Raw genomic sequence first — 26,283 nt, 5'->3', positions numbered from 1 at the left:
TGGGATGGCGTGCGTGGAATAGTCGACCAAGCAAGTGCTTGGTTGTCCCCGATTCACAAGAATAAGAAGGAGGAGGCCCTGTGGCTGATGCAGTCCGTTTGCCGCTCGACATGTTCTTCGAGCGTGAAGCACGTCATCCCAACAAGCGTTACCTGGTGCAGCCCATGGCGGGCGGCCAGGTGGAAGAGCTGACCTGGGGCGATGTCGGCGACCAGGCGCGACGCGCCGCCAGTTGGCTCAGGGGGCGCGACCTCCCCCCGGGCAGCCGCATCGCGATCATTTCCAAGAACTGTGCCCACTGGATCGTGGCCGACCTGGCGATCTGGATGGCCGGGCACGTTTCGGTGCCCCTGTACCCCAACCTCACTGGCGAGTCCGTCCGGCAGGTGCTGGAGCACTCCGAAAGCGCCCTGGCGTTCATCGGCAAGCTGGACGACTGGCCGGCCATGAGCGGCGGGATTCCCGAGGGTGTGGCCACCATCGCGCTGCCCATCCACCCCGAGGGCACCTTCGACTACGCCTGGTCGGACCTGCTGGATTCGACTCCCATCCGCGACAATCCCCGCACCCGTCCCGAGCAGCTCGCCACCATCATCTACACCTCCGGCACCACCGGTACGCCAAAGGGCGTCATGCAGGGCTTCGGCAACTTCGCCTTCGCCGCCGAGCATGGCGTGCAGCTGTTCAACACCGGCGAGAGCGATCGCCTGCTGTCCTACCTGCCGCTGTGCCACGTGGCCGAGCGGATGTTTGTCGAGATGGCTTCCCTCTATGCCGGGCAGACGGTGTTCTTCGCCGAAAGCCTCGACACCTTCCTCCGCGACCTGCGCCGCGCGCGGCCCACGGCGATCTTCGGTGTGCCGCGCATCTGGACCAAGTTCCAGATGGGCGTTTTCGAGAAGATGCCCGCCCAGAAGCTGGACCGCCTGCTGCGCCTGCCACTGATCGGCCGCTTCATCGGGCGCAAGGTTCTCGCCGGCCTGGGGCTCGATGCCGTGCGCGTCGCCCTGTGCGGCGCGGCCCCGGTGCCCGAGGCGCTGCTGCACTGGTACAAGCGCCTGGGCCTGGACGTGCTGGAGGTCTACGGCATGACCGAGAACTGCGGTTACTCCCACGTCTGCCGCCCCGGCGAGCAGAAGACCGGCTGGATCGGCCGCAACAGCCCCGGCGTCGAAGTGCGCATCAGCGAGGAAGGGGAGGTCCAGGTCCGCAGCGGCGCCACCATGCAGGGTTACTACAAGGACCCTGAGCGCACCGCCGAGACCATCACCCCCGACGGCTTCCTGCGCACCGGCGACAAGGGCGAGCAGGACGCCGACGGCAACCTGCGGCTCACCGGCCGCATCAAGGAGATCTTCAAGACCAGCAAGGGCAAGTACGTCGCCCCCGCACCCATCGAGAACCGCCTGGCCGTGCATACCCGCATCGAGCAGGTGTGCGTGGTGGGCGACGGCCTGCCGCAGCCGATGGCCCTCTGCGTGCTCTCCGAGGTGGGGCGCCAGGAGGCCGGCAACGGCACCCGTGAACAGCTGGAAGGCAGCCTCCGGGCCCTGCTCGACGAGGTCAACCAGGCGCTGGACAAGCACGAGCGCCTGCTCGGCCTGGTGCTGGTGAAGGATGTCTGGGCGGTGGACAACGGCTTCCTCACGCCGACCCTGAAGATCAAGCGCAACGTCGTCGAAGGCACCTACGGGCCGCGTTTCCCCGAGTGGATCGAGCGTCGCGAAACGGTGCTCTGGCACGACTGAAGTCCGCGCCGGTCACCCCGGCGCCCACCCAACAAGGAGTCGACATGAGCCTTTGGCGCGAAACCCCCGATCTGGACCGCCTCAACGCCACCCTGCGCAACACCATCGGCGAGGTGCTGGACATCCGCTTCGAAGCCTTCGACGAGGGCTCGATCACCGCCAGCATGGTGGTGGACGGCCGCACCCACCAACCCTACGGGCTGCTCCACGGCGGCGCGTCCGTGGTGCTGGCCGAAACCCTCGGCTCCACCGCCGCCTACCTGTGCATCGACAGCAGTCGCTTCTATTGCGTAGGGCTGGAAGTGAACGCCAATCACCTGCGCGGGCTGCGCAGCGGCAGGGTCACTGCGGTTGCCCGGCCGGTGCACCTGGGGCGCTCCACCCATGTGTGGGACATCCGCCTCAGCGGCGACGATGGCAAGCCCAGCTGCATCTCGCGGCTGACCATGGCCATCGTGCCCCTGGGGGAGGAGCCGCCGCGCAGCTGATGTGCAAAAGAAAGGGGCCGCTTCAGCGGCCCCTTTTCATTCATGCCAGGTCCAGCCAGATCGGCGCGTGGTCGGAGGGTTTCTCCATGCCGCGCAGGTCGTAGTCGATCCCGGCATCGCGCAGGCGCGCCTGCAGCGGCTGGCTGGCGAGGATCACGTCGATGCGCAGGCCGCGCTTGGGGGTGTCCTCGAAACCGCGACTGCGGTAGTCGAACCAGCTGAAGCGATCGTTCACCTCGGGGTGGAGGTGGCGGAAGCTGTCCACCAGGCCCCAGCCTTTCAGGGTGGCCAGCCACTCGCGCTCTTCCGGCAGGAAGCTGCACTTGCCGGTCTTCAGCCAGCGCTTGCGGTTCTCCTCGCCGATGCCGATGTCGCAATCTTCCGGCGAGATGTTGATGTCACCCATCACCACCAGCGGCTGGGAGGGGGCGAAGCGGCTTTCCAGCAGCGCCTGCAGGTCGGCATAGAAGCGTTGCTTGGCCGGGAACTTCACCGGGTGGTCGCGGCTCTCGCCCTGGGGGAAGTAGCCGTTCATCACCGTCACCGGGTTGCCCTGTTCGTCGGCGAAGGTGCCGTAGATGAAGCGGCGCTGGGCGTCCTCGTCATCCCCGGGGAAGCCCTTGTGCAACTCCAGCGGCGCCTGGCGCGATAGCAGCGCCACGCCGTAGTGGCCTTTCTGCCCGTGGTAGTGGACGTGGTAGCCGAGCTGGCGGATCTCCGCTTCCGGGAACTGCTCGTCGGCCACCTTGGTCTCCTGCAGGCCGATCACGTCGGGCTGGTGCTTGGCGATCAGCGCCTCCAGCTGGTGGGGGCGGGCGCGCAGGCCGTTGATGTTGAACGAAACGATCTTCATGGGGGCAGCCATCCGGAAAAGTATCGAATCCTAGCCCAACGCCCGCCGGGCCTGCCAGCACATGGCGGCGGGGCAGGGGGGCTGCTAGCTTTTCAGCCAGCCGGGGCAACTGCCCGTCGCGGCGACCATAACCAGAACAACGAGGACACCGTGCATGCCCGGATACGTCACCCAAGCGCCGGTCGAAGTGCGCCTGCTCGACCGCGGCTACAGCCGCGAGGCCCGTTCGCTGCTCTACCACGCCTACCGGCACGAGCCCACCTACGCCTACCTGCTGGATGCCGACCGACCCGGCTATGACCAGCGCGTGCGCGCCACGGTGCGGGAGCTGGTCAAGCAGCACTTCATCGAGGAACTGCCGGCCATCGGCCTGCTGATCGAAGAGCGCCTGGTGGGCATCGCCCTCATCGCCCCGCCCCAGCGCCGGCTGGACATCACCGAAAGCTGGGGCTGGCGCCTGCGCATGCTGCTGACCACCGGGCTGGGCTGCACCCGGCGCTTCCTCGAATACCACGAGGCAGTGCTCGCCTGCCTGCCGCCCGGCCCGTACCACGTGCTGCCGTTGCTCGGCATCCACCCGGAGTTCCAGGGGCGCCAGCTGGGCGAGCGACTGCTCCAGGCGCTGCACGAATGGTGCGCCGAAGACGCCGGCTCGCAAGGTGTGGTGCTGGATACCGGCAACCCGCGCTACCTCGACTTCTACCAGCGCCAGGGCTACCAGTTGCTCGGTGAGGTCGCCGTCGGGCCGGTGCTGGAGCGGGTCTTCTTCCACCCCAACCCGGCCCAGGCGCTGGAAGGCGTTGGCGTGAGCGCCTGAGCCGCCATGGTTGTCAGCCCGACACATCGCGCCATGAAATCCTCGGCCGACGAGGCGTCTGTGACTGAAGAAAGGCAGCGGAACGCCGTGCTAGCATCCCGCGCATGAATGTTCGTCAAGGAATGCGCGGCCTCCTGGCACTCGCGCTGTCGGCCCTGTGCCCGCTCGCGCTGGCCAAGGCCTCGCTGGAAGTGAAGGTGTCCCCGGCCAATGCCGAGCTGAAGGCCAATATCGAAGCCTTCATCGGCAGCTTGGGGGATCGAGATGAAACCGCCCTGCGTCGTTTCCGCCGTGCCGCCGAGGAGCAGGCGCGCCAGGCGGCGCAGGCGCTCGGCTACTACCAGGCGGAGATCGACAGCCAGGTACGCCCCGGCAAGGACCCGGTCCTGCAACTGGACGTTCAGCCCGGCGAGCCCGTCCGCCTGCGCCAGGTGACGGTGCGGGTGGAAGGCGAGGCCGCTGGCCTCAAGGCCTTCAAGGTGCCGAAAAGCAAGGCCCTGGCCCCGGGCGAGCCGCTCAACCATGGGCTCTACGAAGACGCCAAGAAACTCATCCAGAGCCAGGCCCTGCGCTATGGCTTCTTCGACGGCCGCTTCCGCTCCCAGCGGCTGGACATCGACCCCCGTGCCGGTGTCGCCGATATCGAACTGATCTACGACAGTGGGCCGCGCTACGCACTCGGCCGGGTCGCCTTCGATGGCGACACCCCCTTCGATCCCGACCTGCTGGCGCGCCTGGTGCCGTTCCCGCCCAACACGCCCTACGACGCCGACCAGGTTGCCAAGCTCAGCCAGAACCTCCAGGCCAGCGGCTATTTCGAGGAAGTACGGGTGGACGCCCAGCCCGAGCCCGGTGCTGGCCGGCTGATCCCGGTGAAGGTGCGTCTCGGTGCCGTCAAACCCCGCACCCTGGGCCTGGGCGTCGGCTTCTCCACCGACGTCGGTCCCCGTGCCCGGGCCAACTGGACCCGCCACTGGATCAACCCCCAAGGCCACCGCCTCGGGGCAGAAAGCGAAATCTCCACAGCACGGCAGAGCGTCGGCACCTGGTACGAAATCCCCCTCGACCCGCCGCTGACCGACAGCCTGCGCTTCACCAGCGGCTTCCAGCGCGAACAACTCACCGACGTCGAAAGCCGCCGTTTCACCCTGGGCAGCCAATGGCAGTCCAAGCTGCCGGACGACTGGCAGCGGGTTGTCTCCCTGCGCTGGGAGCAGGAGATCTACGACTTCGGCGACGGCAGCCCCAACGGGCGCAGCAGCTTCCTCATCCCCGGCATCGGCTACAGCGTCMCCCGCAGCGACAACCGCCTCGACCCCAACCAGGGCTACCACCTGCAACTGGACGTGCGCGCTGCCAAGGAGGGCGTGCTGTCCGACGCCGACATGACCTACGCCAGCGCCATGGCCAAAGGGCTCTACACCCTGCCGGGCGGCCATCGCCTGCTGGGCCGGGTCCAGGCCGGCGGCATCGCCACCACCGATTACGGCGCCATCCCGCCCTCGCTGCGCTTCTTCGCCGGCGGTGACCAGAGCGTGCGGGGCTATGACTACCAGACGCTTTCCCCGGAGGACCGCCAGGGGAACAAGGTCGGCGGCCGCTACATGGTGGTGGGTAGCGCCGAATACCAGTACCCCATTGCCGAGCGCTGGCGCATCGCGGCTTTCGTCGACCGTGGCAACGCCGTCAACAACCTCAAGGACAAGCTCAAGACCGGCGCCGGCATCGGCGTGCGCTGGGTCTCCCCGGTCGGGCCCATCCGCCTCGACCTGGCCAAGGCCCTGGATGATCCCGGCGGCTTCCGCATTCACTTCTCCATGGGGCCGGAACTGTGAGGCGCGTGGTCAAGGGGGCGTTGCTCGCCCTGGGGTTCACCCTGGGTGGCGTGGGAGCGACCGGAGCCTGGCTGCTGGGCAGCGAGAGCGGCGCACGCTGGGCACTGGGCCTGGTGCCGGGGTTGGCGGTGGAGGGTTTCAGCGGCCACCTGGGCGGCCAATGGCAGGCACAGCGTGTGGTGTGGCGCCAGGGCGAAAGCGTGGTCGAGGTCACGGCCCCGCGCCTGGACTGGCAGCCCGGCTGCCTGCTGGGCATGACGCTGTGCATCGACCAACTGGCCGCCGACGAGGTGGCCCTGTCGTTCCCGGGGGAGGGCGGCAGCACTGACGAAGGCCCCGTCCGCCTGCCCGCCCTCGCGCTGCCGGTCGGCATCCGCCTGGGCGAGGCTCGCCTGGGGCGCCTCAGCCTGGATGGCGAGGCGCTGCTGGCCGATCTCCAGCTCCGCGCCACCTGGCTGGCGGACGGGCTCACCCTGGAACGTGTCAGCCTTCGTCGTGATGACCTCGCGTTGGACCTGCAAGGGCACCTCGCCCCCAGTGGGGATTGGCCGCTGGAAGCCACCGGCACCCTCGGTTTGCCGGCCCCAGGCGGCCAGGCCTGGTCACTGGCGTTGCACGCCAAGGGCGACCTGCAAGGGCAACTGACCGTCCAGGCCGACAGCACCGGTTACCTGCAGGGCCGCCTGGAAGGCGAACTGCAGCCCCTGGCCGACCACCTCCCAGCCTCCGCCACGCTGAAGGTGGACGCCTTCAAGGCCTCGGCGGACCTGCCCGACACCCTGCAATTACAGCGGCTCACCCTCCAGGCCCGGGGCGACCTGGCGCAGGGCTACGCGGTCGAAGGGCACGCCAGCCTGCCGGGCGAGGGCGGTGACGTACGCCTCGATCTGGCCGGCCGTGTGGACGCCAAGGGGGCGGACCTCAAGCAACTGGCCCTGGTGGCTGCGCCGGAGCAGACGCTCGACCTGAACGGGCGGATCGACTGGCAACAGGCCCTGGCCCTGGATGCCCGCATCGCCTGGCGTGACTTCCCCTGGCACCGGCTGTATCCCGCGATCGACGAGCCGCCCGTCAGCCTGCAGCGCCTCGACGGCCAGGTGCAGTACCTCGACGGCCACTACCACGGGCAATTCGATGCCGCCCTGAAGGGGCCGGCCGGTGACTTCACCCTCGCCAGCCCGCTCAAGGGGGACCTGGGCCAGGTGGAGCTGGCCGACCTGCGCCTGACCGCTGGCCAGGGCAAGGCCCAGGGGCGCGTCCAGGTGGGCTTCGCCAGCACAGTGGATTGGGACGCCCAGCTCGCCCTCAAGGACCTCGACCCCGCCTACTGGGTCGCCGAACTGCCCGGTCGCCTGGCCGGCAACCTGGCCAGCCAGGGGCGCATGGCCGATCGCCTCGCCCTCACGGCGGACCTTGACCTCAAGGGCCAGTTGCGCGGCCAGCCCGCCGTGCTCCTGGCCAAGGCCCGTGGCGAAGGGCAGCGCTGGACGCTGGAGCAGGTCCAGGCACGCCTGGGCGACAACCGCATCGACGGCCAGGGCCGCCTGGAGGAGCGCCTCGATGGCCGGCTGGACATCGCCCTCAATCGGCTTGGTCAGCTCTGGCCCGGCCTGTTCGGCAGCCTCAAGGGGCGCCTCGACCTCGCCGGCAGCCTTGACGCGCCCCAGGGCCAACTGGCCCTCGATGGCCAGCGGATCGGCCTCGGTCCCCAGCGCCTGCGTCAATTGCGCCTCCAGGCCAGGCTGGATGCCCGGCAGAACGGCACCCTGCAACTTGATGCCGACGACCTCGAATCCGGCGAGCGCGCCCTGGGTGACCTGCGCCTGACCGGCTCGGGCACGCTCCAGCGGCAGCAGGCCGAGCTGAGCCTGAAGGGCCCCGACCTGGGGCTTGGCCTGGCCCTCGACGGGCAACTGAAGGACGGCGACTGGCGCGGCCGCCTCAGCCGTGGCGACGTGCGGCTAGGCACCCAGGACTGGCGCCTGGAGCAGGCCGCCTCGCTGCAGCGCCTGGCCGACGGCCGCCTGGACCTGGGCGCCCATTGCTGGCGTTCCGGCGAAGCCAGCCTCTGCGCCGGCCAGCAGCGCCTCATGCCCGAACCCAACCTGGACTACCGCCTGCGGGACTTCCCCCTGGCCAGCCTGGCGCCCTGGCTGCCGGACGACTTCGCCTGGCAAGGGCAGCTGGACGGCGACCTGCGGCTGCAACTGCCATCCACCGGCCCCAGCGGCCGCATCCTGCTGGATGCCGGCAGCGGTGTGCTGCGGGTGCGGGAGGAGGGGGCCAAGGGCCAATGGCTGGATTTCCCCTACCAGAGCCTGCGCCTGGAGAGCAGCCTGCGCCCGCAGCGGGTGGACAGCCGCCTGCTGTTCGAAGGCGGCAAGCTCGGACGCCTGCGCCTGGACGCCCGCATCGACCCGCGCCCGACCCGCAAGCCGCTGCAGGGTGACTTCCAGCTGGAGGGCCTGGATCTCGCCGTGCTGCGACCCTTCGCCCGGGGCGTGGAGGAACTTGAAGGTCGCCTCGATGGCAGCGGCACCCTCGGCGGCACCCTGCTGGCACCCAACGTGATCGGGCAGGTGCGCCTGGGCGGAGGCCGCCTGGCCGGTGGCGAGCTGCCCACGCGGATCGAAGACCTCAAGCTGGATGCACGCATCGCCGGCGAGCGGGTCGAGCTGTCCGGCACCTGGAGCGGTGGCGAAAAGGGCCAGGGCAGCCTGGGCGGCAGCGTCGCCTGGAGCCAGGGCCTGGATGTGGACCTGGCCCTGCGCGGCAACAGCCTGCCGGTGGTGGTGGAGCCCTACGCCAACCTCGACGTCGACCCCGACCTGCGGGTGCGCATGGCAGAGGGTCGGTTGGCACTGTCCGGCACCGTGCGCGTCCCCCGGGGCACCATCAAGATCCGCGAACTGCCGCCCCAGGCCGTGCGGGTCTCGTCGGATGCCCACCTGGTGGGCGAGCAGGACGAGGAAGCCCCGCTGCAACTGGCCATGGACGTCAACGTCGAAGTGGGCCAGGAACGGCTCAGCTTCAGCGGCTTCGGCCTGACCGCCGACCTCGCCGGGCACCTCAAGGTCGGCGACAACCTGGCCGCGCGCGGCGAACTGAACCTGAAGAACGGCCGCTACCGCGCCTACGGCCAGCGCCTCGACCTGCGCCGCGCGAGATTGCTGTTCGCCGGCCCGCTGGACCAGCCCTATCTGGACGTGGAAGCAGTGCGCAAGATCGGCGACGTCACCGCCGGCATCCGCCTCAACGGGCGTGCCGACGAGCCGACCACCCAGGTGTTCTCCACCCCGGCCATGAGCCAGGAACAGGCGCTGTCCTATCTGGTACTGGGGCGCCCCCTGGAGCGCGGCAGCGACGGCAACGCCCTGGGACAGGCCGCCCTGGCGCTGGGGTTGTCCGGCAGTTCTTCGCTGACCAGCGACCTGGCGCAGAAGCTCGGCCTCAAGGACTTCCAGATCGGCGACGACGGCGCCACCGGCGTGCTCACCGACCGCCTCAGCATCCGCTATGGCCTCGGCGTACTGGAGCCCACCAGCGTGGTGGCGCTGCGCTACGAACTGACCCGGCGCCTCTACCTGGAAGCCGCCAGCGGCCTGGCCAGCTCGCTGGACCTGTTCTACAAGCGGGACTTCTAGCAGGCAGCCGTGATCGAGGTTTCGGCCGGGAGCCCGGGCTTGAGTCCCCTGGCTTCCCGTGCCGCTGCAAGCGCAACGGCGGGCCTTCCAGGCGACTGACGGTGCTTTTCGGGGCGCCGGCATGGCCTCAGAATCCCGTCATCTTCCCCCGTTGACGTGCGAGGTCGCCGTGGACGTTTCCGCCAGCTCCATCTCCGACGCCAGTGCCGCCCAGCTCGCCATGAAGGTGCAGGTCTCGGTGCTGAAGAAGTCCGTCGACCTGCAGTCCCAGAGTGCCCTGGCATTGCTGGAGGCGCTGCCCGCACCGGTGAGCAACAGCAACCCGCCGAACCTGGGCAACGTCATCGACGTCACCGCCTGAACCTCGGCAACTTCCCTCTCTTTATTCCTGTCCGGCGGTCTCGCTGCAGGTGCGGTCGCGCCCGGCCTGCTTGGCGCGGTAGAGCGCCCGGTCGGCGCGGGCGATGAGGCTGTGCAGGGTGTCTCCGGGGCGCAGTTCGGACAGCCCGATGCTCACGGTCACCGCTGTCTCGCCACCGTCGAAGTGATGGTGCGCCTCGGCAACCCGCTCCCGCAGCTTTTCCGCCAACTGCAATGCCGTGGCACTGCCGGTGTCCTTGAGCAGCAGGATGAACTCCTCACCGCCCCAGCGGCAGAGAATGTCCGCCTGGCGCACGCCCGCTCGCAGGTTCTCGGCAAAGCCCTGCAGCACCTGGTCACCGGCCAGGTGACCGTGGGTGTCGTTGAGTTCCTTGAAGTGGTCCAGGTCCAGCAGCAGCGCGGTCAGCGGACGCTGGTCACGCAGTGATTCCTGCAGCGCCTGGCCCGCCAGCAGGTCGAAGCCGCGACGGTTGGGCAACCCGGTGAGGCTGTCGGTGGTGGCCAGCGCGGCGATGCGGTCGCGGTAGCGGCGCACCATCAGGTACAGCAGCACCAGTACCACCAGGGTCACCGCCAGGCTGATGCCCAGGTTGAGATAGAGCACGTTGCGCACCGGCGACAGGGCGCCTTCTTCGGTCTTGTCGACGAACAGGTACCAGTCCAGCTCAGGGATGAAGCGGGCATTGAGGTAATGCTCGCCGTCGGGGGCGTGGTACTGGTGATTGCCACCGCGCTGGTGCAGAACCGCCCGTACCACCGGGGCCAGGCCCGGCAGTTCCCCGAGGCCCTGGCCCACGCGGCTGCCTTCCGGCCCGCCCTGGGCACTGGTGAGCACCACGCGGCCGGTGGTGTCGGTGAAGTAGATGGTCCGCTGGTAGCGCTGCTGGTAGTCGTCGATCAGCTTCACCACCGCGTCCACTGTCAGGCCTACGCCAGTGGCACCGAGGAAGCGGCCGTCGTAGTCCAGCACCTTGTAGTTGATGAATATGGTCAGCCTGTCCTGGTTGGCCATGTCCACGTCGACGTTGATCTCGTAGGGCGTCTCCATGTCCCGCACGCGGTAGTACCAGACGTCCCGGGGCTCGTCCGGCGAAACCTTCTTCAGCACGCCCCGTGACTGGTAGTAGGTACCGGTGCGCTCGGAAATGAAGAAGCTGGTGAAGGCGCCGTAATGCTCCTGAACTTCTCGCAGGTAGCGGGTCATGCGTTCCGGGTCCTGCTCGCCCTGCATGGCCCAGTCCCGCAGGAAGGTGTCGCGGCTCATCATCGAGGAGATCAGGATGGGCCGCACCAGGTCTTTCTGGATCTCGGAATAGACGTTGTCCGAGGTCAGCGGCAGCTCCGTGTTGACGATGCCGTCGCGGATCGACTCGAGGGAGGCGTAGTAGCTGACCAGCGATGTGACGGTGAAGCCACAGGTCAGCAGGAGAACGAGCAGGGCAACGAGGAAGCGCTGGTTACGCAAGCGGGGCAGGTGGGCTGACATCGGAGCGTCCTGGGGCAAGTGGCCACATGCTAGCCACTTGCCCCGCCCGCGTCATCCGCGGCGTTCAGCGCAGCAGGCTGACGTCCTCGATCCAGGGTTCCAGGCGCTTGCCGTAGGCCACTTTCAGGCGCATCGGCTTGATCGGCTCGTCGTAGGCGCCCACCAGTCGCTCCTCCACCTGCTGGCGCCAGCGATAAGGCACCTGCAGTGCATCCACCTCCAGTCGGCTCACCCGGGCCTGCAGGCGCGGCGGTGTCTGGTTGTGGTCGTACCAGGCGTAGAGGCGTGCCTTCACCAGCGCATAGCGCTTGCGGTCCGGGTAGCGCTGGCGCAGGGCGTCCGCATCGTTGCCAGCGGCCACCACGAACAGGCGGCTGGCGCGGTCGCGCTCGTACTCGAACTGGCTGCGGTACGTGGCCTCCAGGGCGGTGTTCTCCTCGTTGCGCTTGCGTGCCAGGGCCTTCGTGGCTTCCTTCAGCCGGGCTTCGGCACGGTCGAGCTCTGCCTTCCAGGCGGGGCCATCCAGTTCGAGCACGGCGTAGGTGCTGCTCTCGTGGGTGTCGTAGTGGCCCTCTTTGCCTTCGAGGGGCAGGCCGATTTCCTCCAGCACGGCACGGTCGAGGAGAATCTCCTGCTCGTCCGCATCCCGAGGCGTGCGCCAGTCCAGGCGCAGGCCGAGCCCGCTGTTCTCGCCGGACCAGCCGAAGTTCGAGTAGTCCCGGCTCAGCTCGCGCTGGGACAGTTCCAGGCGGCTATCCGGCTTGCCGGCGCGGTTGTACCAGACCCCGGCCAGTGCCAGGCCGTTGACCACCAGGACCAGGCCGAGGGCAGCGGAAAGGGCGTAGCGATTCAGGCTGTTCATCAGCGGGCACCTCCCTTCAGCCAGCTGCGGCGCAGACGGTTCAGCACCACCAGGATGAGCAGGGCGATCAGGCCCAGCAGCAGGAAGAACAGGTACTTCGGCAGCAGGTCCCACCACCAGTCGAAGAGCTTGGTGTAGAGGAAGATCACCAGGAAGGTCAGGCTGCCGTTGATCACCTCCGGCCAGTCACGCCGAGCGCCCAGCCAGATGCCGAGGGCCGCGAGGGCGAAGCCGCCGAGCTGGTAGCCACCCTCGATCAGGTCGCTGTCCAGAGGCAGGTAGCTGGAGCGGCCCCAGTTGGCCAGGACCAGCAGGGTCAGGAAGAAGGTGATCAGCCCCACCAGGCGATAGGTCGCGGCGAATCCGCCGAAGCGCACCTGGGACAGCAACTGCGGGACGAGAAACACCGCCACCGCCGCCGGCAGGAAGTTCTCCGGGTGCTCCCCCATGGACAGCCAGTAACCGCCACCCCAGGTGCCCACCCGCGCCGAGATGAATGCCATCAGGCACAGCAGCCCGGCCACCAGCAGCAGGCGTGCATTGCAGGCGTAGGCCAGCAGTAGCCCGTAGGCGCCCCAGGCGATGAAGGCCTTGTCCGAAGGGGTGATGTTGAAGATCTGCCCGAGCATCACCAGGTTCAGCACGAAGGCGACGAAGGCCAGCATGGCCGCCAGCTTGCTGAAGTAGCCGGTGCTGTCGCGCTGCCGAACCAGTGCTGTCAGGCCCAGGGTGCCCAGAGCCGCGCCGACCAGGATGGCCACCTGCACGGTTTCGCTGAACAGCCCCCAGAACTGATAGAAGAAGAACAGCAGGCTCGCGCCCAGGGCCAGCGCCCCCAGCAGCGAGGCGATGCGCATGCCCAGGGACAGGCGACGGGTCTGGGTGTCGTGGTCGATGTCGTAGAGACTGCGCAGGTTGGCCAGCACCTGGCGGTGGTGATCGCCGAGCTGGTCGAGCTGGCCGGGGTCGAGCAGCAGCGCCTGCTCCTCGTGCAGGCGCTCCACCTCCCGGTAGAAAGCCTGGATGTCGTCGGCGCGACGTTGTGCGTCCTCATGGGTGACGGCGGGCATGGCGGGTCCTTGTGCGTGCGGTGCCGCCGAGCACTCTAGGCCCGGCCGGGCAGCTGAGCAATCGGGCCGACGTGAAGTTGAGAAAACCCATGCGAAATTGGGCGCCAGGTAACGGCCTGGCGAAGAGCGTGTGTGTGGAAGCGCCTGAGCAGGTCGCTTGTCCAGCAGGACGCTTCCGCCCAGCCTTGGCGGCAGGTATCTTCCGCACCTTCTGATTTTTCCAGGACCCTTGCCCATGACCCGCCCATTGTCCCGCCTTGCTGCCCTGTGTTTCGGCCTGTTCGTGCTGCAGGCCGAGGCGCGGGTGGAGGTGGAGGCGGTGCAGCACCCGACCATCGGTCGCATGCTGGTGGCCAAGGTGTCGGAGGAGATTGCGCCGGGTGACTACGACGCGCTGATGAAGGGTGTGCTGGGCAACCCCGGCAACTTCGCACGCAAGGTGCTGATGCTGGACAGCATCGGCGGCAGCGTGCCCGAGGCGATTCGCATGGGTCGGCTGGTGCGCGAGACCGGCTTCGACACCCTGGTGCCGTCCACCGGCCTGTGCCAGGGCACTTGCGTCTACCTGCTGGCGGCCGGCCGCAACAAGGCGGTGCGCGGTTCGGTGGGGCTGCACCGGCCGTACTACGCCCACGGTGACGCCTCGCGGGATGCGGCGCTGTACCAGGGCGTGCGCTACAACGCCTCGGCCTACTTCCGCGAGATGGGCATTCCCGACAGCCTGCTGGACGACATGCAGCGCATCGACCCGCGCCAGATGCGGGTCCTCGACCCGAAGGACCTGGCGCGCTACCGGCTGATCAGCGGCAAGTAAGCGCGCCGGGTCGCTCGTTCAGCCCTGGGCGACGTTCACCGGTACGGCCTGCACCACCTGGGTGGGGGCGGCCATCCAGCCACCGGCCACGGCGGCTTCGCGGAAGGCCAGGTAATGCGGGCTGGCGCGGTGGGCGTCGATGGCGGCCTGGTCGCGGTACAGCTCGTGGAGTTGCAGGCTGCCGTCATCCCCGGCGTAGAGGTCGTAGCGCAGGTTGCCGGGCTCGTTGCGGGTGCCTTGGACCAGGGCTTCCAGGGCCTGCAGGACGACCTCGCGGTGCTCCGGCAGGGGGCTCAGGGTGGCGAACAGGGCGATGCTCATGGCGTCTCCTCGAAAGGGGGAGGCGCGGCGCCTCCCCGATGGGTTCACAGCAGTTTCAGCAGGGCGTCTGCCGTGGCATCGGACGAGGCCGGGTTCTGTCCGGTCACCAGCAGGCCGTCCACCACCACATGGCTGTGCCAGTCATCGGCACGGCTGTAGAGGCCGCCATGGCCGCGCAGCATGTCCTCGACCAGGAAGGGCACCACCTCGGTGAGCTGCACGGCGGCTTCTTCGCTGTTGCTGAAGCCGGTCACCTGCTTGCCACGCACCAGCGGCTGGCCGTCGGACGCTTTCACATGGCGCAGCACGCCGGGAGCGTGGCACACCGCAGCCACCGGCTTGCCCTGGGCCAGGAAGGCTTCGATCAGGGCGATGGAGCGTGCGTCCTCGGCCAGGTCCCAGAGCGGACCGTGGCCGCCGGGGTAGAACAGCGCGTCGTAGTCGTCGGCGCGCACGGCTTCCAGGGGCAGGGTACTGGCCAGGGCCTGGCGGGCGGCCGGATCAGCGTCGAAGCGGCGGGTGGCGTCGGTCTGGGCGCTTTCGTCGTGGCTCTTCGGGTCCAGTGGCGGCTGGCCGCCCTTGGGCGAGGCCAGGGTCAGGGCCATGCCGGCATCGAGGAAGTGGTAGTAGGGCGCGGCGAACTCTTCCAGCCAGAAGCCGGTGGCCAGGCCGGTGTCGCCGAGGCGGTCGTGGGAGGTGAGGACCATCAGGATCTTTTTCATGTGCAGTCTCCCGCCCGTGGGGGCGTCGTTTCAGGTTGGCGACCATCCTAGGAGAGGGCGTAGGATTCGATAATTCGAAAGCTCTTATTCCTGGTATCCAAAAAGTGAATATCGCCAACAAGGACCTGAACCTGCTGCTGGTCTTCCATGTGCTCTACCAGGAGCGCAACGCTTCGGTGGCGGCCGAGCGCATGGCCCTCAGCCAGCCGGCACTGAGCCACAAGCTGAACAAGCTGCGCCACCAGTTGGGCGACCCGCTGTTCGTGCGCGCGCCGCGTGGGCTGACGCCGACGCCCCGGGCCCACGAGCTGGCTCCGCGCATCCAGTGCCTGGTGGCGGAGCTGGAGGCCTTCTACGAACACAGCGACGGCCAGGACTTCCTCCAGCGCGCCGAGCGCATCCACCTCTACAGCACCGACTACATGGAGCAGACGCTGCTGCCCGAGCTGCTACCGGTGCTACGCCGCGAGGCACCCAACCTGGTGCTGGTGACCCACAACACCCGTGGCCTGCTTCCCCGCGAGGAGCTGGAGAAGGGCACCTGCGACCTGGCCATCGCCGGGTTCTACGCCGACCTGCCGGACACCTTCCACCAGCAGCGCCTGCTCAGCGAGGACTTCGTGGTGCTGGCCTGGCGCGACAACCCGCACCTGGCCAGGGGGCTGGACCTCGACGCCTTCGTCGCCTGCGAGCACCTGCTCACCACCCTCACCGGCGACCTGGCCGGGCGGGTCGACCAGGCCCTGGCTGCGCTCGGTCGCCAGAGGCGGGTGGCGGCGGGGCTCTCCAGCTTCCTGGCGCCGCCCCGGCTGTTGCCCGGCACCGACCTGCTGCTGACCTGCCTGCGTTCCGTGGCCGAGGACGCGGTGGCCCGCGACCCGTCGTTGTGCCTGCATGCGCTGCCGGAGGCGCTGGCCCTGCCGAAGGTGGAGGTGATGCAGATCTGGCACCAGCGCACGGCCAGCGACCCGTTGCGGCGTTGGGTCCGCCAGCAGATCCAGGAGGCTGCCCGGCGCTTGCAGGGCTGAACTGTTGCTGGGGCAACAGATGTTCAGCAATTTGCCCTGCTGTGCAGATTCCAACAGTTGTTCGTTTTATATAACTAGCTGATTAATAAGGAATATTTTTCAGGCACGGGTTGTGCAAACGATCTCTTCGCAAGCGTACGCGGCTGCTCGCGACGCAACAGGAATGATCGAGAACGGACCCATGACCCACCCTTCCGAACCCAAGGACCCGCGTGACCAGGCGCCCCCGCTACTCCCGGCGGCGCTGATCGAGAACGACGCCCAGGCCCTGCACGCCGCCCACGAAGTGGCCAGGCAGGCCCGGGCTGGCGCCGCCCAGCGTGACCGCGACCGCCAGTTGCCCTGGCCCGAAGTGGAACTCTTCACCCGCCTGGGCCTGGGGGGCATTCGCATCCCCCGCGCCTATGGAGGTGCCGAGGTTTCCCATGTGACCCTCGCCGAGGTGTTCCGCATCCTCTGTGCCGCCGACCCGGCACTGGGGCAGATCCCGCAGAACCAGTTCGGCCTGCTCAGCGTGATCGAAAACGTCGGCAGTGAAGCGCAGAAGCGCCAGGTGTTCGCCGGCATCCTCGCAGGGCGTCGCCTGGCCAATGCCGGCCCCGAGCGCAATACCAAACACACCCTGGAGATCAAGGCGCGCATCACCCGGGGCGATTCCGGCCTGGAGGTGAGCGGCGAGAAGTTCTATTCCACCGGCGCCCTGTTCGCCCATTGGGTAGCGGTCAAGGCCCTGGATGACAGCGGCACCGGCGTGCTGGCCCTGGTGGAGCGGGGCGTGCCGGGGCTCGCCATCGTTGACGACTGGTCCGGCTTCGGCCAGCGCACCACCGCCAGCGGCACCGTCTTGCTGGACCGCGCCCCCGTGGCCGACAACCTGGTGTTCCACAACAGCCGCCTGGCCGAGGTGCCGAGCATCCAGGGCGCGCTGTCGCAGCTGATCCAGGCGGCCATCGACGCCGGCATCGCCGAGGCCGCCATCGACGACGCCATCGCCTTCATCCGCGAGCGCTCGCGGCCCTGGGTGGACGCCGGCGTCGAGCGAGCCAGCGAGGAGCTGTACACCATTGCCGAGATTGGCCGCCTGAAGACCGAGCTGAATGCCGCCAACGCGCTGCTGGAGCGCGCCGGCCAGGTGCTCGACGAAGTGGCCGCCGCGCCCATCGACGCCGCAGCGGCCGCCCGCGCTTCCATCGCCGTGGCCGAGGCCAAGGTGCTCACCACCGAGATCAGCCTGCTGGCCAGCGAGAAGCTGTTCGAGCTGGCCGGCAGCCGCGCCACCCTCGCCGAGTTCGGCCTCGACCGGCACTGGCGCAATGCCCGGGTGCACACCCTCCACGACCCGGTGCGCTGGAAGGTCCACGCCGTCGGCAACTACCACCTGAACGGCGCCTTCCCGGCCCGCCATTCCTGGATCTGAGGAGGCGCCATGACCATTGCCCATCCCCACCCACACGCCCCCGTGGCAATCATCCGTGACGACGCCGAAGCCCTGGAGGTGGCGCGCCAGGTGGCCGACCTGTTCCGGCCCGGCGCTGCCGAGCGCGACCGCGAGCGCCGACTGCCCCTGGACGAACTGGAGCTGTTCAGCCGCACCGGCCTCTGGGGCATCAGCGTGCCTCGCGAGTTCGGCGGGGCCGGGGTGTCCCGTGTCACCCTGGCGCGGGTCATCGCGCTGATCAGCGCCGCCGACAGTTCCCTCGGGCAGATCCCGCAGAACCACTTCTATGCCCTGGAAGTGCTGCGGGTGAACGGCAGTCCCGAACAGCAGCGCCGCCTGTTCGCTGCCGCTCTGGCCGGCGAGCGTTTCGGCAACGCCCTGGCGGAGATCGGCACCCGCACCGCCAACGACCGCACCACCCAACTGGTGCGGGACGGCGAGGGCTACCGCATTCGTGGCCGCAAGTTCTACTGCACCGGTGCCCTCTACGCCCACCGCGTGCCGACCCTGGTGGTGGCCGAGGATGGCCACCAGTACCTGGCCTTTGCCGAGCGCAACGCGCCGGGGCTGACGGTGATCGACGACTGGTCGGGCTTTGGCCAGCGCACCACCGGCAGCGGCTCGGTGGTGTTCGACGACGTGCCGGTGGCGGCCGAGGACCTGGTGTCCTTCCAGGCCGCCTTCGAGCGCCCGACCACGGTCGGGCCTTTCGCCCAGATCCTCCATGCCGCCATCGACGTCGGCATCGCCCGCGCCGCCTACGAGGATGCGCTGGCCTTCGTCCGCACCCGTTCGCGGCCGTGGATCGACGCCGGGGTCGACAAGGCCAGCGACGACCCGTTGCTGATCCACGCCTTCGGCCACCTGGCCATCCGCCTGCACGCCGCCGAGGCCATCCTCGACCGCGCCGGCCGGCTGCTGGATGCCGCCAGCGCCGAGCCCACCGCCGACAGCGTGGCCGCTGCGTCCCTGGGGGTGGCCGAGGCCCGTGCGCTGACTACCGAGGTCTCGCTCAGTGCCGGCAGCAAGCTGTTCGAACTGGCCGGCACCCGCGCCAGCCTCGCCGAGCACAACCTCGACCGCCACTGGCGCAACGCCCGGGTGCACACCCTGCACGACCCGGTGCGCTGGAAGTACCACGCGGTGGGCAACTACTACCTCAATGGCGTGCTGCCGCCGCGCCGGGGGACGATCTGATGGCGCGCAAGCAGATCCTCCTCAACGCCTTCAACATGAACTGCGTGGGGCACATCAACCACGGCCTGTGGACCCACCCGCGCGACCGCTCCACGGACTACCGCAGGCTCTCCTACTGGACGGAGCTGGCGCAGCTGCTGGAGCGCGGGCTGTTCGACGGGCTGTTCCTGGCGGACATCGTCGGCGTCTACGACGTCTACCAGGGCAACGTCGACCTGACCTTGAAGGAGAGCATCCAGCTGCCGGTCAACGACCCGCTGCTGCTGGTCTCCGCCATGGCCGGGGTGACCCGCCACCTGGGCTTCGGCGTTACCGCCAACCTCAGCTACGAGCCGCCGTACCTGTTCGCCCGGCGCATGAGTACCCTGGACCACCTGAGCGAGGGGCGCGTGGGCTGGAACATCGTCACCGGCTACCTGGAGAGCGGGGCCCGTGCCATGGGCCGCAGCCAGCAGGTGGAGCACGACCGCCGCTACGACCAGGCCGACGAGTACCTGGAGGTGCTCTACAAGCTGTGGCAAGGCAGCTGGGAAGCCGGGGCAGTGGTCAACGACCGCCAGCGCCGGGTCTACGCCCAGCCGGACAAGGTGCACAAGGTGGTGCACCACGGCGATTTCTTCGACGTGGAGGGCTACCACCTCTGCGAACCCTCGCCGCAACGCACGCCGCTGCTGTTCCAGGCCGGCTCCTCGGCGCGCGGCCTGCGCTTTGCCGGCGAGCATGCCGAGTGCGTGTTCATCAGCGGCAGCAACAAGGCCGCGACCCGCGCCCAGGTGGACAAGGTGCGCGCCGCCGCCGTGGCCGCCGGCCGTGATCCGCAGGCGGTGAAGGTGTTCATGGGCATCAGCGTGATCGTCGCGCCCACCGAGGCCGAGGCCCGTGCCAAGCACGCCGAGTACCTGGCCCATGCCAGTGCCGAGGCGGGCGTCGCCCACTTCGCCAGCTCCACCGGCATCGACTTCGCCCGCTTCGCGCTGGACGAGCCGATTCCCTACATGAAGACCAACGCCATCGAGTCCGCTGCCAGCAAGCTGCGTGACAACAGCCTCACCCGCCGCGACCTGCTGGAGCAGCACGCCCTGGGTGGCCGCTACGTCCTGCTGGTGGGCTCGCCGACCCAGGTGGCCGACGAGCTGCTGGCGTGGATCGACGAGACCGGGCTGGACGGCTTCAACCTCACCCGCATCGTCACCCCGGAGAGCTACGCCGACTTCATCGACCTGGTAGTGCCGGAGCTGCAGGCCCGAGGTGCCTACAAGACCGCCTATGCCGACGGCACCCTGCGCCACAAGGTGTTTGGCGCAGGGGATCAGTTGCCGGCGAGCCACAAGGGGGCTGCCTTTTCTGTAGGGGCGAATTCATTCGCCCAGCAGGCTGCCGGCCTGCCCCCAGGTACCTCCGGGAGCGCTGCGCGCTCCTTGGCGACTGAAGTCGCCCCTACACAGTGACCCCCCATTACCCACGGATAGAAACCATGCCCAAGCACACCCTCAAGACCCTGGCCCTCGGCCTGCTCCTGGCCAGCGGCATCGCCCAGGCCGCCGACAAGCCCCTCAAGCTCGGCACCACCGCCGCCTTCGCCCCGCCCCTGGAAGTGGCGGTGGAGGAGGCCGCCAAGCAGGGCCTCAAGGTCGAGCTGGTGGAGTTCACCGACTGGAACACGCCGAACATCACCCTGGCCAACGGCGACATCGACGCCAACTACTTCCAGCACACGCCCTTCCTGGAGAACGCCAACAAGGAGGGTGGGTTCACCCTGAAGGCCTTCGCCCCCGGGATCATCAACAACGTTGGCCTCTATTCGAATAAGTACAAGGCAATCGCCGATCTGCCTGAGGGCGCCAAGGTGGCCATCGCCAACGACCCCATCAACGGCGGTCGTGGCCTGCAGCTGCTGCAGAAGGCCGGCCTGCTGAAGCTCAAGGAAGGCGTGGGCTACAAGGCGACCCTGGACGACATCGTCGACAACCCCAGGCACATCGACATCATCGAGCTGGAGGCCGTGCAGCTGGTGCGCGCCCTGGACGACGTCGACCTGGCCCAGGGCTACCCGCACTACATCCGCCTGGCCGGCACGATCGACCCCAACAGCGCGCTGCTCTTCGACGGCATCGAGAACAAGGAGTACGTCATCCAGTTCGTCACCCGTGGCGATTACCAGGACGACGGCCGCCTGGCGAAGTTCGTCGAGGTGTACCAGCACTCGCCGCAGGTGCGCGCGGCCCTGGACAAGGCCCATGGCTCGCTCTACCAGCCCGGCTGGCAGTGACGCCCCAGGGATAGGCGTGGGAGCGAATTCATTCGCGAAAGGAGCGCGCAGCGCTCCCGGGCGGCCCCGGCAGGGCAGTCCTTCGGCCTGCATCGCGGATGAATCCGCTCCCACTGTAGGGGCGACTTCAGTCGCCCAGGGGCAGCAGCGCTGCCCCAATGGAGTCGAGGAGCAGTCCTGCGGGCTGCCTGGCGAATGAATTCGCCCCTACAGAGATTCGCCGTGCGGTTTGGTCGAGGGGCGGGTTCTGGTGGGAGCGAATTCATTCGCGAAAGGAGCGCGTAGCGCTCCCGGGCGGCCCCGGCAGGGCAGTCCTTCGGCCTGCAGCGCGGATGAATCCGCCCCCACTGCAGGGGCGACTTCAGTCGCCCAGGGGCAGCAGCGCTGACCCAATGGATTCGAGGAGCAGCCCTGCGGGCTGCCTGGCGAATGAATTCGCCCCTACGGAGGTTCGTTGTGCGGTTTGGTCGAGGGGTGGTTCTGGTGGACGTGCGTAGCCCGGGCTTCAGCCCGGGAGCTATGCCGGATACCCCGGGCTGAAGCCCGGGCTACTGCCTCCCGCGGTTCCGCTTTTCGGGCTTTAAACAGATTTTCGAGAGGCCCACATGGTCAGTTTCAATCGCAACATCCGCCTGGACCTGCCGCACATCCGGCTGCAGGGGTTGGGCAAGGCCTACCCGGGCAGCCAGGGGCCGGTGCAGGCGCTGCAGGGCATCGATCTGGAAATCCGCCGGGGCGAGGTGTTCGGCATCATCGGCCGCAGCGGCGCCGGCAAGTCGTCGCTGATCCGCACCCTCAACCGCCTGGAGAAGCCCTCGGTGGGCCAGGTGGTGATAGACGAGGAAGACATCGGCACTTTCGACGAGAAGCAGTTGGTGCTGCTGCGTCGCCGCGTCGGCATGATCTTCCAGCACTTCAACCTGATGTCGGCCAAGACCGTCTGGCAGAACGTCGCCCTGCCACTGAAGGTGGCGGGCGTGGCCAAGGCCGATATCGAGCGCAAGGTCGCCGAGCTGCTGGCCCTGGTAGGCCTGGCGGAGAAGCGCGACGCCTACCCGGCGCAGCTCTCCGGCGGGCAGAAGCAGCGGGTCGGCATCGCCCGTGCGCTGGTGCACCAGCCGGAGATCCTGCTCTGCGACGAGGCCACCTCGGCGCTGGACCCGGAAAGCACCCAGTCGATCCTGGCGCTGCTACGCGACATCAATCGGCGCCTGGGCCTGACCATCGTGCTGATCACCCACGAGATGGGCGTGATCCGCGAGATCTGCGACCGCGTGGTGGTGCTGGAGCGCGGCCGGGTGGTGGAGCAGGGCGAGGTCTGGCAGGTGTTCGGTGACCCGCAGCACGCAGTCACCCGCACCCTGCTGGGCACTCTGCGCCATGAGTTGCCGGACGACCTGCAAGGCCGCCTGGCCAACGAACCGGTGCCCGGCGGTGACCTGCTGCTTGACCTGCACTTCACGGGTGCCAGTGGCCGCGAGCCGGACCTGTTGGCCATTGCCCAGGGCCTGGGCGCGCGGGTGAGCCTGTTGCACGGCGGCATCGACCGCATCCAGGGACGCCCGCAGGGGCATCTGCTGGTGCGGGTCGGCCTGGCCGGGCTGGGCAGTACGCAGGTGCTGGAGCACGCCCACCAACTGGCGGACAAGGCGGAGGTGCGCGGCTATGTCGCCCATGCTTGATCGGCTCTGGACCGGGCTGCTGGACACGCTGCTGATGATCGGCGCCTCGTCGCTGATCGTGCTGCTGGTGGGCATTCCGCTGGCGTTGGTGCTGGTGACCACCGGGCCGGGCGGGATCTTCGAGGCGCGTGTGCTGAACCGCACCCTGGGCAGCGTGGTGAACGTGCTGCGTTCGGTGCCCTTCCTGATTCTGATGGTGGCGCTGATTCCCTTCACCCGGCTGATCGTCGGCACCAGCTACGGCGTCTGGGCCGCGGTGGTGCCGCTGACCATCGCTGCCACGCCGTTCTTCGCGCGCATCGCCGAGGTGAGCCTGCGGGAGGTGGATTTCGGTCTGGTGGAGGCGGCCCAGGCCATGGGTTGCCAGCGTCGTCACATCATCTGGAACGTGCTGCTGCCGGAGGCGCGGCCGGGCATCGTCGGTGGCTTCACCATCACCCTGGTGACCATGATCAACTCCTCCGCCATGGCCGGCGCCATCGGCGCGGGCGGGCTCGGAGACTTGGCGTACCGCTACGGCTACCAGCGCTTCGATACGCAGATCATGCTCACGGTGATCATCGTGCTGGTGCTGCTGGTGACCCTCATCCAGTTCGGCGGCGACCGCCTGGCGCGGTTGCTGAACAAGCGGGCCTGAGGGCTGTTGCTGGGGCAACAGTCCGGCAACAGGCTGTTGCCGGGTGTACAGCAGGGCGAGGCAGGGCAGGGCGCCAGGCCGCGCCGGCCGGGGCGCGGAGGGTTGGCATGGTGGCTGCATATTCCCTGATCAAAGCGTGATGACGGCTATGGATAGCTGGATCGAATAAGGAGCGTCGCGCGTCTTCTGTCAGGAGCCTTCCATGAGCCATTTCCCCCTGCGGGCCCGCCGGCCCGGTTTCCTCGGTCGCGTAGTCGGGCTGCTGGCCGCCTGCGCGGCACTCGCCTCGCCGTTGGCTGCCCAGGCCGAGACAGCGCCTGAGCAGGTCCGCCTCGACTACGCCTACTACTCGCCCACCAGCCTGGTGCTGCGCCATTTCGGCTGGCTGGAGCAGGCCCTGGGCCCGGATACGCGGGTGAGCTGGGTACTGAGCCAGGGCAGCAACCGTTCGCTGGAGTACCTCAACGGCGGCAGCATCGACTTCGCCTCCACCGCCGGGTTGGCGGCCGTCCTGAGCCGGGCCAACGGCAGCCCGATCAAGACCGTGTACATCGCCAGCCGCCCCGAGTGGACGGCCCTGGCGGTACGCAAGGACTCGCCGATCAAGACCCTGGCCGACCTCAAGGGCCGCAAGATCGCCGCGACCAAGGGCACCGATCCGTACCTGTTCACCCTGCGCAGCCTGGAACAGGCCGGCCTGGGCAAGGACGACGTGGAGCTGGTGCACCTGCAGCACCCGGATGGCCGCGTGGCCCTGGAGCGCGGTGACGTGGACGCCTGGGCCGGGCTCGACCCGCACCTGGCCGCCAGCCAGCTGCAGTCGGGAGCGCGCATCCTCTACCGCAACCTGGATTTCAACAGCTACGGGGTGGTGAGCGTGACCGAGGGCTTCGCTGCCGAGCACCCGCAGACCATCAAGCAGGTGCTGCAGGCCTATGAAAAGGCCCGGCAGTGGGCGCGGGAGAACCCCGAGCCGCTGGCGGAGCTGCTGGCCAAGGAGTCCGGCCTGCCGCTGGAGGTGGCGCGGCTGCAACTGTCGCGCACCGACTTCTCCAACGCCCAGCCGGGCGCGGAGCACATCGCTGCGCTGAAGGCGGCGGCGCCTATCCTCGCCAGCGAGGGCCTGGTACGCCGTGGCGTGGACGTGGCCCAGGTGGTGGACCAGTTGATCGACCCGAGCTTTGGCACCCAGGCCATCGCCCGCCAGTGATGCAGTACCCCAGGAGAGCCCGATGAGCAGCAAGAGCAAGMCCCTGGCGGTGCCGCCGCGCCCCTGGCGACCCGCCGTGCCACTGGCCGCGCTGGTGGTGCGGGCCAAGGGGCTGGCGATTCCCCTGGCGGCGATCCTGCTGCTGGAGGTGGCCGTGCGTGCGGGCTGGGTGCCGGCGTACCAGATGCCGGCCCCCAGCGACATCCTGCTGACCCTGCAGGAGCTGGCGGCCGGGCCGCTGTGGGGGCATATCGGGGTCAGCCTGGGGCGCGTGGCCGCCGGGTTCGCCGTGGGCACGTCCCTGGCGCTGGCCGCTGCTGCCTGGGTGGGCCTGAGCCGCGAAGCGGAGGCCTACCTGGAGCCGACCCTGGCCGCGTTGCGGGCGATTCCCAGCCTGGCCTGGGTGCCGCTCCTGCTGTTGTGGCTGGGCATCGACGAGCGTTCGAAGGTGGTGTTGATCGCCATCGGTGCGTTCTTCCCGGTTTACCTGAACGGGGTGGCGGCGATCCGCAACATCGACCGTAAGCTGGTGGAGGTGGGGTGCATGTACGGCTTCGGGCGGCTTCGGCTGGCCCGCCGCATCCTGTTGCCGGCGGCCCTGCCGGGGCTGTTCACGGGGTTGCGGGGTGGGCTCAGCCTGGCCTGGATGTTCCTCGTGGCGGCCGAGCTGATCGCGGCCACCCGGGGCCTGGGCTACCTGCTGACCGATGGCCGGGAAACCTCGCGGCCGGACCTGGTGCTGGCGGCGATCATCGTCCTGGCGCTGCTGGGCAAGCTCAGCGATGGGCTGCTGGCGACGCTGGAGCGGCGCCTGCTGGTGTGGCGCGATGCCTTCGCCGGCGAAGGCGGGGAGGCGCAACCATGAGCCTGCCCCTGCTGGATTTCCGCGTGCAGCGCAAGGCGTTCGCCGGGCACACGGTGCTGCAGGACGTGCACCTGCAACTGGCCGAGGGCGAGGTGGTGAGCCTGCTGGGTCCCAGTGGCTGCGGCAAGAGTACCCTGCTGCGCATCGTCGCCGGCCTGGAGCGTGACTACAGCGGCCAGGCGCTGCGCGGTGAGGGCGAGGTGGCCTTCGTGTTCCAGGAGCCGCGCCTGATGCCCTGGCTGACGGTGGCGGAGAACATCGGCTTCACCGATGACCGGGCCTACGACCGGCCCCGGGTGGCGCAACTGATCCGCGAGGTGGGGCTGGAGGGGTTCGAGCAGGCCCTGCCCAAGCAACTGTCGGGCGGGATGGCCCAGCGCGTGGCTATTGCCCGGGGGCTGTATTCGCGGCCCCGGGTGTTGCTGCTGGACGAGCCCTTCAGCGCGGTGGATGCCTTCACCCGGATGAAGCTGCAGGATTTGCTGCTGGCCCTGGCTGCGCACCACGGCATTGCGCTGCTGCTGGTCACCCACGATGTGGACGAGGCCCTCTACCTGGGTGACCGCGTGCTGGTGATGGGCAGTCGCCCGGGGCGGGTGCTGGAGACGCTGGAGGTGCCGCTGGCACGCCCCCGCGACCGACGCGACCCGCTGCTGGCGCAGTTGCGTGCCGAGGCGTTGACGGCATTGCACCGGGCCCATGCCTTCTAGTGACCCTCAGCCGGTGGTCTTGCGCCGGGGATCGGGGATGCCGGACCAGAGCTCGTCGAGGTTGCGGAAGTTCCAGTCCGCCGGGGATTCGCGGCCGACGATGCGGTCGCGGCCGGCGAGCTTGGCCAGGTCCACCACTTCCTGGGGGATCGCGGTCTTCAGCCGGGCGGAATAGAACACCTAGACCTTGGGCGTGGTGATGGTGA

The 26,283-nt window shown here is 68.7% G+C and carries 24 protein-coding genes; 17 read left to right on the top strand and 7 right to left on the bottom strand.

The window, feature by feature from the left end:
- Positions 1 to 80: 80 nt before the first annotated feature.
- Both SZ55_RS26075 and SZ55_RS26070 read left to right on the top strand, forming a co-directional pair.
- Positions 81 to 1,748, top strand: a complete 1,668-nt coding sequence (locus SZ55_RS26075) for an AMP-binding protein (RefSeq protein ID WP_044413980.1) — start codon at positions 81 to 83, stop codon at positions 1,746 to 1,748.
- A gap of 44 nt (positions 1,749 to 1,792) precedes the next feature.
- Positions 1,793 to 2,236: a hotdog fold thioesterase gene (locus tag SZ55_RS26070; protein ID WP_044413977.1), complete on the top strand. Its 444-nt coding sequence runs from the start codon at positions 1,793 to 1,795 to the stop codon at positions 2,234 to 2,236.
- Positions 2,237 to 2,276: 40 nt separating this feature from the next.
- On the opposite strand, the gene xthA is transcribed toward SZ55_RS26070, so the two are convergent.
- Positions 2,277 to 3,089: an exodeoxyribonuclease III gene (xthA, locus tag SZ55_RS26065; protein ID WP_044413974.1), complete on the bottom strand. Its 813-nt coding sequence runs from the start codon at positions 3,087 to 3,089 to the stop codon at positions 2,277 to 2,279.
- A 154-nt stretch (positions 3,090 to 3,243) separates the two neighbouring features.
- On the opposite strand from xthA, the gene SZ55_RS26060 reads away from it, so the two are divergent.
- The 4 genes from SZ55_RS26060 to SZ55_RS26045 all read left to right on the top strand — a co-directional run bounded on the left by SZ55_RS26060 (position 3,244) and on the right by SZ55_RS26045 (position 9,746).
- Entirely contained in the window at positions 3,244 to 3,906 is a 663-nt protein-coding gene (locus SZ55_RS26060; RefSeq protein WP_044413972.1) for a GNAT family N-acetyltransferase, read from the top strand.
- Between the two features lie 104 nt (positions 3,907 to 4,010).
- On the top strand, positions 4,011 to 5,741 hold the full coding sequence (locus SZ55_RS26055) for an autotransporter assembly complex protein TamA (protein ID WP_044413970.1): 1,731 nt from the start codon (positions 4,011 to 4,013) through the stop codon (positions 5,739 to 5,741).
- Positions 5,738 to 9,385, top strand: coding sequence for a translocation/assembly module TamB domain-containing protein (locus SZ55_RS26050; RefSeq protein ID WP_044413968.1), 3,648 nt, complete (start codon positions 5,738 to 5,740; stop codon positions 9,383 to 9,385). Before SZ55_RS26055 ends, SZ55_RS26050 begins: the two co-directional genes overlap by 4 nt.
- A gap of 169 nt (positions 9,386 to 9,554) precedes the next feature.
- Positions 9,555 to 9,746, top strand: a complete 192-nt coding sequence (locus SZ55_RS26045; protein ID WP_052807676.1) for a putative motility protein — start codon at positions 9,555 to 9,557, stop codon at positions 9,744 to 9,746.
- A 21-nt stretch (positions 9,747 to 9,767) separates the two neighbouring features.
- Here SZ55_RS26045 and SZ55_RS26040 read toward each other — a convergent pair whose 3' ends face one another.
- The 3 genes from SZ55_RS26040 to SZ55_RS26030 all read right to left on the bottom strand — a co-directional run bounded on the left by SZ55_RS26040 (position 9,768) and on the right by SZ55_RS26030 (position 13,184).
- The gene (locus tag SZ55_RS26040; RefSeq protein ID WP_044413962.1) at positions 9,768 to 11,252 is read right to left on the bottom strand and encodes a sensor domain-containing diguanylate cyclase; all 1,485 of its coding nucleotides are present in this window, start codon (positions 11,250 to 11,252) and stop codon (positions 9,768 to 9,770) included.
- Between the two features lie 64 nt (positions 11,253 to 11,316).
- Entirely contained in the window at positions 11,317 to 12,114 is a 798-nt protein-coding gene (locus tag SZ55_RS26035) for a DUF4824 family protein (protein WP_052807675.1), read from the bottom strand.
- Positions 12,114 to 13,184, bottom strand: coding sequence for a DUF2157 domain-containing protein (locus SZ55_RS26030; RefSeq protein WP_044413959.1), 1,071 nt, complete (start codon positions 13,182 to 13,184; stop codon positions 12,114 to 12,116). Before SZ55_RS26030 ends, SZ55_RS26035 begins: the two co-directional genes overlap by 1 nt.
- A 235-nt stretch (positions 13,185 to 13,419) precedes the next feature.
- Between SZ55_RS26030 and SZ55_RS26025 the strand changes: the two genes are divergently transcribed.
- The gene (locus tag SZ55_RS26025) at positions 13,420 to 13,998 is read left to right on the top strand and encodes a periplasmic-like protein (RefSeq protein WP_044413956.1); all 579 of its coding nucleotides are present in this window, start codon (positions 13,420 to 13,422) and stop codon (positions 13,996 to 13,998) included.
- Between the two features lie 18 nt (positions 13,999 to 14,016).
- Here the strand turns inward: SZ55_RS26025 and SZ55_RS26020 are convergent, their stop codons facing one another.
- The gene (locus SZ55_RS26020) at positions 14,017 to 14,319 is read right to left on the bottom strand and encodes a putative quinol monooxygenase (protein WP_044413953.1); all 303 of its coding nucleotides are present in this window, start codon (positions 14,317 to 14,319) and stop codon (positions 14,017 to 14,019) included.
- Positions 14,320 to 14,363: 44 nt separating this feature from the next.
- Positions 14,364 to 15,041, bottom strand: a complete 678-nt coding sequence (locus SZ55_RS26015) for a type 1 glutamine amidotransferase domain-containing protein (RefSeq protein ID WP_044413951.1) — start codon at positions 15,039 to 15,041, stop codon at positions 14,364 to 14,366.
- A gap of 104 nt (positions 15,042 to 15,145) precedes the next feature.
- Between SZ55_RS26015 and SZ55_RS26010 the strand changes: the two genes are divergently transcribed.
- The 10 genes from SZ55_RS26010 (at position 15,146) to SZ55_RS25965 (ending at position 26,077) form a co-directional block, all read left to right on the top strand.
- The gene (locus SZ55_RS26010) at positions 15,146 to 16,069 is read left to right on the top strand and encodes a LysR family transcriptional regulator (RefSeq protein WP_044413948.1); all 924 of its coding nucleotides are present in this window, start codon (positions 15,146 to 15,148) and stop codon (positions 16,067 to 16,069) included.
- Positions 16,070 to 16,250: 181 nt separating this feature from the next.
- Positions 16,251 to 17,486, top strand: a complete 1,236-nt coding sequence (locus SZ55_RS26005; protein WP_044413946.1) for an SfnB family sulfur acquisition oxidoreductase — start codon at positions 16,251 to 16,253, stop codon at positions 17,484 to 17,486.
- A 9-nt stretch (positions 17,487 to 17,495) separates the two neighbouring features.
- Positions 17,496 to 18,704 carry an SfnB family sulfur acquisition oxidoreductase gene (locus SZ55_RS26000; protein ID WP_044413944.1) on the top strand — a complete coding sequence of 403 codons (1,209 nt, stop codon included), beginning with the start codon at positions 17,496 to 17,498 and terminating at the stop codon, positions 18,702 to 18,704.
- The gene (locus SZ55_RS25995; protein ID WP_044413941.1) at positions 18,704 to 20,152 is read left to right on the top strand and encodes an LLM class flavin-dependent oxidoreductase; all 1,449 of its coding nucleotides are present in this window, start codon (positions 18,704 to 18,706) and stop codon (positions 20,150 to 20,152) included. Before SZ55_RS26000 ends, SZ55_RS25995 begins: the two co-directional genes overlap by 1 nt.
- A gap of 26 nt (positions 20,153 to 20,178) precedes the next feature.
- The gene (locus SZ55_RS25990) at positions 20,179 to 20,973 is read left to right on the top strand and encodes a MetQ/NlpA family ABC transporter substrate-binding protein (protein ID WP_044413938.1); all 795 of its coding nucleotides are present in this window, start codon (positions 20,179 to 20,181) and stop codon (positions 20,971 to 20,973) included.
- Positions 20,974 to 21,578: 605 nt separating this feature from the next.
- Entirely contained in the window at positions 21,579 to 22,655 is a 1,077-nt protein-coding gene (locus SZ55_RS25985; protein WP_044413935.1) for a methionine ABC transporter ATP-binding protein, read from the top strand.
- Entirely contained in the window at positions 22,639 to 23,292 is a 654-nt protein-coding gene (locus tag SZ55_RS25980) for a methionine ABC transporter permease (protein WP_044413932.1), read from the top strand. Before SZ55_RS25985 ends, SZ55_RS25980 begins: the two co-directional genes overlap by 17 nt.
- Before the next feature lie 202 nt (positions 23,293 to 23,494).
- Positions 23,495 to 24,502, top strand: a complete 1,008-nt coding sequence (locus SZ55_RS25975; RefSeq protein WP_082078343.1) for an aliphatic sulfonate ABC transporter substrate-binding protein — start codon at positions 23,495 to 23,497, stop codon at positions 24,500 to 24,502.
- A 22-nt stretch (positions 24,503 to 24,524) separates the two neighbouring features.
- Entirely contained in the window at positions 24,525 to 25,367 is an 843-nt protein-coding gene (locus tag SZ55_RS25970) for an ABC transporter permease (protein WP_044413929.1), read from the top strand.
- Complete coding sequence (locus SZ55_RS25965) at positions 25,364 to 26,077, top strand: ABC transporter ATP-binding protein (RefSeq protein ID WP_044413927.1); 714 nt, start codon at positions 25,364 to 25,366, stop codon at positions 26,075 to 26,077. Before SZ55_RS25970 ends, SZ55_RS25965 begins: the two co-directional genes overlap by 4 nt.
- Before the next feature lie 6 nt (positions 26,078 to 26,083).
- On the opposite strand, the gene SZ55_RS28395 is transcribed toward SZ55_RS25965, so the two are convergent.
- Entirely contained in the window at positions 26,084 to 26,257 is a 174-nt protein-coding gene (locus SZ55_RS28395) for a hypothetical protein (protein WP_160298860.1), read from the bottom strand.
- Between the last annotated feature and the right edge of the window lie 26 nt (positions 26,258 to 26,283).

The sequence above is a fragment of the Pseudomonas sp. FeS53a genome, from assembly GCF_000931385.1.
GTDB classification, from domain to species: Bacteria; Pseudomonadota; Gammaproteobacteria; order Pseudomonadales; family Pseudomonadaceae; genus Metapseudomonas; species Metapseudomonas otitidis.
This window is presented reverse-complemented; position numbering and strand designations above follow the sequence as displayed.

What these genes read in the sequence shown, in the direction of transcription:
- SZ55_RS25995 (WP_044413941.1), top strand. Translation starts at nt 18,704, where the DNA reads ATGGCGCGCAAGCAGATCCTCCTCAACGCCTTCAACATGAACTGCGTG.
- SZ55_RS26035 (WP_052807675.1), bottom strand. Translation starts at nt 12,114, where the DNA reads ATGAACAGCCTGAATCGCTACGCCCTTTCCGCTGCCCTCGGCCTGGTC.
- SZ55_RS26005 (WP_044413946.1), top strand. Translation starts at nt 16,251, where the DNA reads ATGACCCACCCTTCCGAACCCAAGGACCCGCGTGACCAGGCGCCCCCG.
- SZ55_RS25965 (WP_044413927.1), top strand. Translation starts at nt 25,364, where the DNA reads ATGAGCCTGCCCCTGCTGGATTTCCGCGTGCAGCGCAAGGCGTTCGCC.
- SZ55_RS26070 (WP_044413977.1), top strand. Translation starts at nt 1,793, where the DNA reads ATGAGCCTTTGGCGCGAAACCCCCGATCTGGACCGCCTCAACGCCACC.
- SZ55_RS25975 (WP_082078343.1), top strand. Translation starts at nt 23,495, where the DNA reads ATGAGCCATTTCCCCCTGCGGGCCCGCCGGCCCGGTTTCCTCGGTCGC.
- SZ55_RS26000 (WP_044413944.1), top strand. Translation starts at nt 17,496, where the DNA reads ATGACCATTGCCCATCCCCACCCACACGCCCCCGTGGCAATCATCCGT.
- SZ55_RS25980 (WP_044413932.1), top strand. Translation starts at nt 22,639, where the DNA reads ATGTCGCCCATGCTTGATCGGCTCTGGACCGGGCTGCTGGACACGCTG.
- SZ55_RS26015 (WP_044413951.1), bottom strand. Translation starts at nt 15,041, where the DNA reads ATGAAAAAGATCCTGATGGTCCTCACCTCCCACGACCGCCTCGGCGAC.
- SZ55_RS25985 (WP_044413935.1), top strand. Translation starts at nt 21,579, where the DNA reads ATGGTCAGTTTCAATCGCAACATCCGCCTGGACCTGCCGCACATCCGG.
- SZ55_RS26020 (WP_044413953.1), bottom strand. Translation starts at nt 14,319, where the DNA reads ATGAGCATCGCCCTGTTCGCCACCCTGAGCCCCCTGCCGGAGCACCGC.
- SZ55_RS25990 (WP_044413938.1), top strand. Translation starts at nt 20,179, where the DNA reads ATGCCCAAGCACACCCTCAAGACCCTGGCCCTCGGCCTGCTCCTGGCC.
- SZ55_RS26060 (WP_044413972.1), top strand. Translation starts at nt 3,244, where the DNA reads ATGCCCGGATACGTCACCCAAGCGCCGGTCGAAGTGCGCCTGCTCGAC.
- SZ55_RS26040 (WP_044413962.1), bottom strand. Translation starts at nt 11,252, where the DNA reads ATGTCAGCCCACCTGCCCCGCTTGCGTAACCAGCGCTTCCTCGTTGCC.
- xthA (WP_044413974.1), bottom strand. Translation starts at nt 3,089, where the DNA reads ATGAAGATCGTTTCGTTCAACATCAACGGCCTGCGCGCCCGCCCCCAC.
- SZ55_RS26030 (WP_044413959.1), bottom strand. Translation starts at nt 13,184, where the DNA reads ATGCCCGCCGTCACCCATGAGGACGCACAACGTCGCGCCGACGACATC.
- SZ55_RS26025 (WP_044413956.1), top strand. Translation starts at nt 13,420, where the DNA reads ATGACCCGCCCATTGTCCCGCCTTGCTGCCCTGTGTTTCGGCCTGTTC.